The organism is Ohtaekwangia sp. (genome assembly GCF_036568665.1).
Taxonomy (GTDB): Bacteria; Bacteroidota; Bacteroidia; order Cytophagales; family Cyclobacteriaceae; genus Ohtaekwangia.
On the sequence record NZ_DATCSD010000393.1, the window covers coordinates 1 to 4,726 of the forward strand.

Annotated in this window: 4 protein-coding genes and 1 pseudogene; 4 read left to right on the forward strand and 1 reads right to left on the reverse strand. The window is 46.5% G+C overall.

The annotated features are described in order from the left end of the window. Positions 1-122: LysR family transcriptional regulator (locus VIN08_RS23230; protein ID WP_331970515.1), on the reverse strand; the 122-nt coding region annotated here is incomplete at its 3' end. 214 nt (positions 123-336) lie between these two features. Here VIN08_RS23230 and VIN08_RS23235 point away from each other — a divergent pair. From VIN08_RS23235 to VIN08_RS23250, 4 genes and pseudogenes are all read left to right on the forward strand, one after another. Further along, positions 337-1,341: an NAD(P)-dependent alcohol dehydrogenase gene (locus VIN08_RS23235; protein WP_331970507.1), complete on the forward strand. Its 1,005-nt coding sequence runs from the start codon at positions 337-339 to the stop codon at positions 1,339-1,341. A gap of 283 nt (positions 1,342-1,624) precedes the next feature. Further along, positions 1,625-3,778 carry a TonB-dependent receptor gene (locus tag VIN08_RS23240; RefSeq protein WP_331970510.1) on the forward strand — a complete coding sequence of 718 codons (2,154 nt, stop codon included), beginning with the start codon at positions 1,625-1,627 and terminating at the stop codon, positions 3,776-3,778. A gap of 41 nt (positions 3,779-3,819) precedes the next feature. Continuing rightward, positions 3,820-4,473 (forward strand): hypothetical protein, encoded by a 654-nt coding sequence (locus VIN08_RS23245; RefSeq protein ID WP_331970513.1) that lies wholly within the window; start codon positions 3,820-3,822, stop codon positions 4,471-4,473. A 64-nt stretch (positions 4,474-4,537) separates the two neighbouring features. Continuing rightward, positions 4,538-4,726: pseudogene (locus VIN08_RS23250) on the forward strand (hypothetical protein); the annotation flags it as partial.

The window sequence follows — 4,726 nt, forward strand, 5'->3', positions numbered from 1 at the left end:
TCTTCCAGTTCTTTTATCTGCTGACTCAGCGGAGGCTGCGAGATATGCAGTCGCGCAGCAGCCTTGCGGAAGTTGAGCTCTTCTGCCAATACTTTAAAATACCGGAGATGTTTCAGATCCATGATTCATTTAACGTATCAGTGCGATAGCAAGATCGAATCACCTCATCCATCGTTACTCTGCACCTTCCACGTTCTTTGTACTGTAAGACAAATAAACACAACTGCGGGCGCAAATATACCATGCCTGCTATACTAAAATCATTTTACAATCCAGCGCATCTCTATCACACACTCACACTTCTAGCGGCTGACAGCCAGTAACCAGAAACTAATTATGAAAGCATTACAACTCACAACACCCGGAACGCTCCGCGGAATCGAATGGAAAGAAACAGCAACACCGGCTATCGGCGATCACGATGTGCTGGTACGCATTCATGCAACATCACTTAACTATCGCGACTATGCTTTTATTACCGGTCGCTATCCGCTGGTAAAACCGCTGCCGGTTATACTCGGCTCTGATGCTGCCGGTATAGTAGAGCAAGTGGGTAAACTGGTAACACGCTTTGCTCCGGGCGATCGCGTAGTAAGTCTGCTGCGACAACGCTGGCAAGGCGGAAAGTTCGATGCGGCTAAAGCATCGCTGCAGTTGGGAGCAACGGTTGATGGTGTGTTCTCGGAGTATTATGCTTTTCACGAGCAAAGTATAGCAAAGGCGCCAACAACGCTTACGATGGAAGAAGCCGCCACCATTACAACGGCCGGGCTAACAGCTTTTCGCGTGCTTACACAATCGGGTATAAAACCGGGCGATACGGTACTGATACAGGGAACGGGCAGTGTATCGCTCTATGCACTGCAACTCGCGCTATACATGGGACTGCAAACTATTGTTACAACGGGCAGGCTGGAGAACGAAGAATTTTTGAAGCAGCTCGGTGCACATCATGTAGTGAACTATAAACAATATCCCGAATGGTCGAAGCCCGTGCTGGAGATAACGCATGGTCGTGGGGTTGACCTGGTGATTGATGTAGCGGGAGGAACCTCGGTGCAACAATCCATCCATGCCGTGACGGTTAGCGGTCACGTTGCGTTACTCGGATTTCTGGAAGACACACAAACTTCGATCGATCTCGTCAGTGTGATCCGCAGAAACATTACACTTCAGGCCTATACCACGGGCAGTCGTGAAGACCTGGAGCAGTTTGTAAAGTTCCTGGAGATATACCCGGTGCGCCCCGTCATTGCCGGAGTATACAGCGATTACCTTACCGCCTTTGCCAGGTTCGAAAACAATACCACTCCGGGCAAGCTCATCGTAAAGCATATATAGGCTTTTGATCGAGGAAGTATAATTGACAATTGATCGGGGATGCTCTGCCGTTAGCATCTCCGTTTTTTTATTTATACCCGTTCGATAGCGCAGCGTATTCCTTCCTTCGGGGCAGAAAATTGATTTCCTTCCTATACCCGGACTCTAATCGTTGGTTTGGTGCAAAATTTTCAGGAGCGGTCTGCTACAGTTCATCCGCATCCTTCTGCAGTTCGGTAACTCCTTTTTCAGAACGGGGGCTTCTTCATCCATCTTTATCGTGTAATCGCACAAAAAAAGATTTATGAAAATACTCTACCTCGCCCTTTTTACTTTGATGTATACCGCTGCTTACACCCAAACTTCTATCTCCGGTAAGATTACCGATGAACGTGGCGTTGGTGTACCGTTGGCTAACGTTATACTGGTAGATACCTACGATGGCACCAGCTCGGATGCTGACGGCAACTTTACCTTTACTACAACCGAGCAGGGAACCAAAACACTGCTGGTAAAATTTGTTGGCTATAAAGATTTTCAGAAGGAAGTAGTGCTCGAAGGAAAGCCGGTGGTGATCGACGTTGCACTGGAGGAAATGATCAATCAGCTCGAAGCGGTGATGATCACGGCCGGTGCGTTTGGTGCCAGCGATGAATCGCGCAGAACAGTTTTCAGGGCGTTGGATATAGCAACAACAGCCGGAGCTACAGCAGATATAGCAGGCGCACTGAATACATTACCCGGAACACAAAAGGTAGGGGAGAGCGGTCGACTCTTTGTGCGCGGTGGCGATGGCAACGAAGCAAAAACATTTATCGATGGTTTGCTGGTGATGAATGCGTATAGTCCATCGGCACCCAACACACCTTCGCGCGGCCGCTTTCTGCCATTCATGTTTAAGGGTACAAGTTTCAGCACTGGTGGTTACTCAGCTGAATATGGACAGGCGTTATCATCCGCACTTGTATTAGATTCAAAAGATAAATCGGAAGCAAGCCGCACCGATATAGGTATGCTTTCAGTAGGTGGAGATGTGGCGCATACGCAGGCGTGGGAAACAGGATCGGCCAGTGCCAAAATACAGTATACCAATATTCGTCCATACTTCGGGCTCATCAATCAACGTATAGACTGGATCGATGCTCCTGTATCGATAGAAGGAAGCGGAGCTTTTCGCCAGGAAGTTGGCAAGACCGGCATGGTAAAAGTATATGGCAATTTCAATCACTCGAACTATGCCATCTATCAACACAACATTGATGACTATACTTCCAAATTCCGGTATGACCTTACCAATAATTATCGCTACCTAAACGGTTTTTACAAGCAGGCGCTGAACGATTCGTGGATGATGCGCGGTGGACTTTCCTATACTTATCAGCAGAACAATGCCATTGTTGATCAGGATAACATTGTAGAAACAGAAAAGGGTATACATGCCAAGATGGTGGCCGAGGGATCGCTATCCGATCATATAGAATTGAAGACGGGTGCCGAAGTATTGCAACGTACCTATAGCCAGCAATACCTCCTGCATCAGGGCAACCCGTTTGCGTTAACCTTCGAAGAAATTATACCGGCTGCTTTTGCTGAAGCCGATATATATGCCAGCGAAAAATTTGTAACACGTGCCGGTGCGCGTGTAGAGTATAACAGTCTGAATCGTCAGGCAGGAGTTGATCCGCGTGTTTCGCTCGCCTATAAAACCGGAACGTATAGCCAGGTGTCTTTTGCCTATGGTAAATTTCGCCAGACGGCCAATAATACATTGGTGCGTTTCAATCATGCACTCGATCAGGAAAAAGCTGAGCACTTCATCCTGAACTATCAGCACGTAGAGAATAACCGTACGTTTCGGGTAGAAACGTATTACAAGAAATATAGCGGCCTGGTAAAGTATATCCATGGCGATTCATCATTGCTGAACAATGGTGGTTCAGGGTATGCGAAAGGCGTAGAGTTATTCTGGCGCGATAATCGTTCATTACCAAGAACCGATTACTGGATATCGTATTCATACCTCGATACCAAACGTGATTACCTGAATTTCCCTTATAGCGCAGCACCTTCATTTGCATCGCGCCATAATTTCTCGGTAGTATATAAATACTTTGTGCAGTCCATCAACAGCCAGCTCGGATTTACCTATTCATATACTACCGGCAGACCCTATAATAATCCGAACAGCGATAAGTTTAACGGTGGTAAAACACCTTCGTATAGTGATTTGAGTTTTAACTGGAGCTATCTGCCCAAGCCCTATCTGATACTATACCTGTCGTGCACAAACCTGTTAGGCAGAGATAATATTTTCGGCTACGAATACAGCACCGTAAAAAATGCTGACGGCCTCTATAACCATCGTGCTATAAAGCAGGCCGCTCCGCGCTTCCTGTTCGTAGGCATCTTCATCACCCTGTCGAAAGACAAATCCGTGAATCAATTACCCAGTCTGTAAATCATAAAGTATATATCCAAAACCATTTAACAATTACATGTATGAAAAACCGTAACATCATTTCTGCTCTCATCGCCTTCATCGCGATCGTTCTGTCAGCGTCAGCATTTGCTTCGGATGATAAGTATATAGAAGCTATGCAAAAGAATATTCAGGCAGTATATACTGCGAAAGCCATTCCCGATTATCAGGCTGCGGTAAATGCGCTTGAACGTATAGGTGCTGCTGAGAAAACCAAGTGGGAGCCATTCTATTATGCATCGTTCGGGTATATTATGATGGCTAACCAGGAGAAAGATGGCGCTAAAAAAGATGCATACCTCGATCAGGCCGCCACTGCCTTGAACAAAGCCAAAGCGATAGAGCCCAATGAATCGGAAGTTATGGCGCTCGAAGGATTTATATACATGATACGTGTAACGGTAGATCCTGCTTCACGCGGTCAGCAGTATAGCGGCCTGTCGATGCAGGTGCTTAATAAAGCCGTGGCCGTTAATCCCGAGAACCCGCGTGCATTGGCATTGCTGGCACAAATGCAATTTGGCACAGCACAATTCTTTGGCTCGCCTGCAACAGAGGCATGTACTACCAATGCAAAAGCACTGGAGAAATTTACAAACTTTCAATCCGAGAATCCGCTGGCTCCTCGCTGGGGACAGCAAATGGTTGACGGGCTGAAATCAAAATGTCAATAATATATTTTCACGGATAGCACGCGCAAACTATCTTTCATTGGTTAAACGATCACACTGAAAAATCATGGCACCATTGGTTGTACTTATTGTATCCTATATCTTGTTCTGGTTCATCAATCGTTACCTGTTGAACCGTAAATTTTCCAACAGCTTCATGGGGCGGGTGGCCCTGGCGTTGATGTTGCTGATGACCGGTTCAGCGCATTTTTTTAAAACAGATGTTATGGTTCAGTCGATGCCGGATGGTATACCG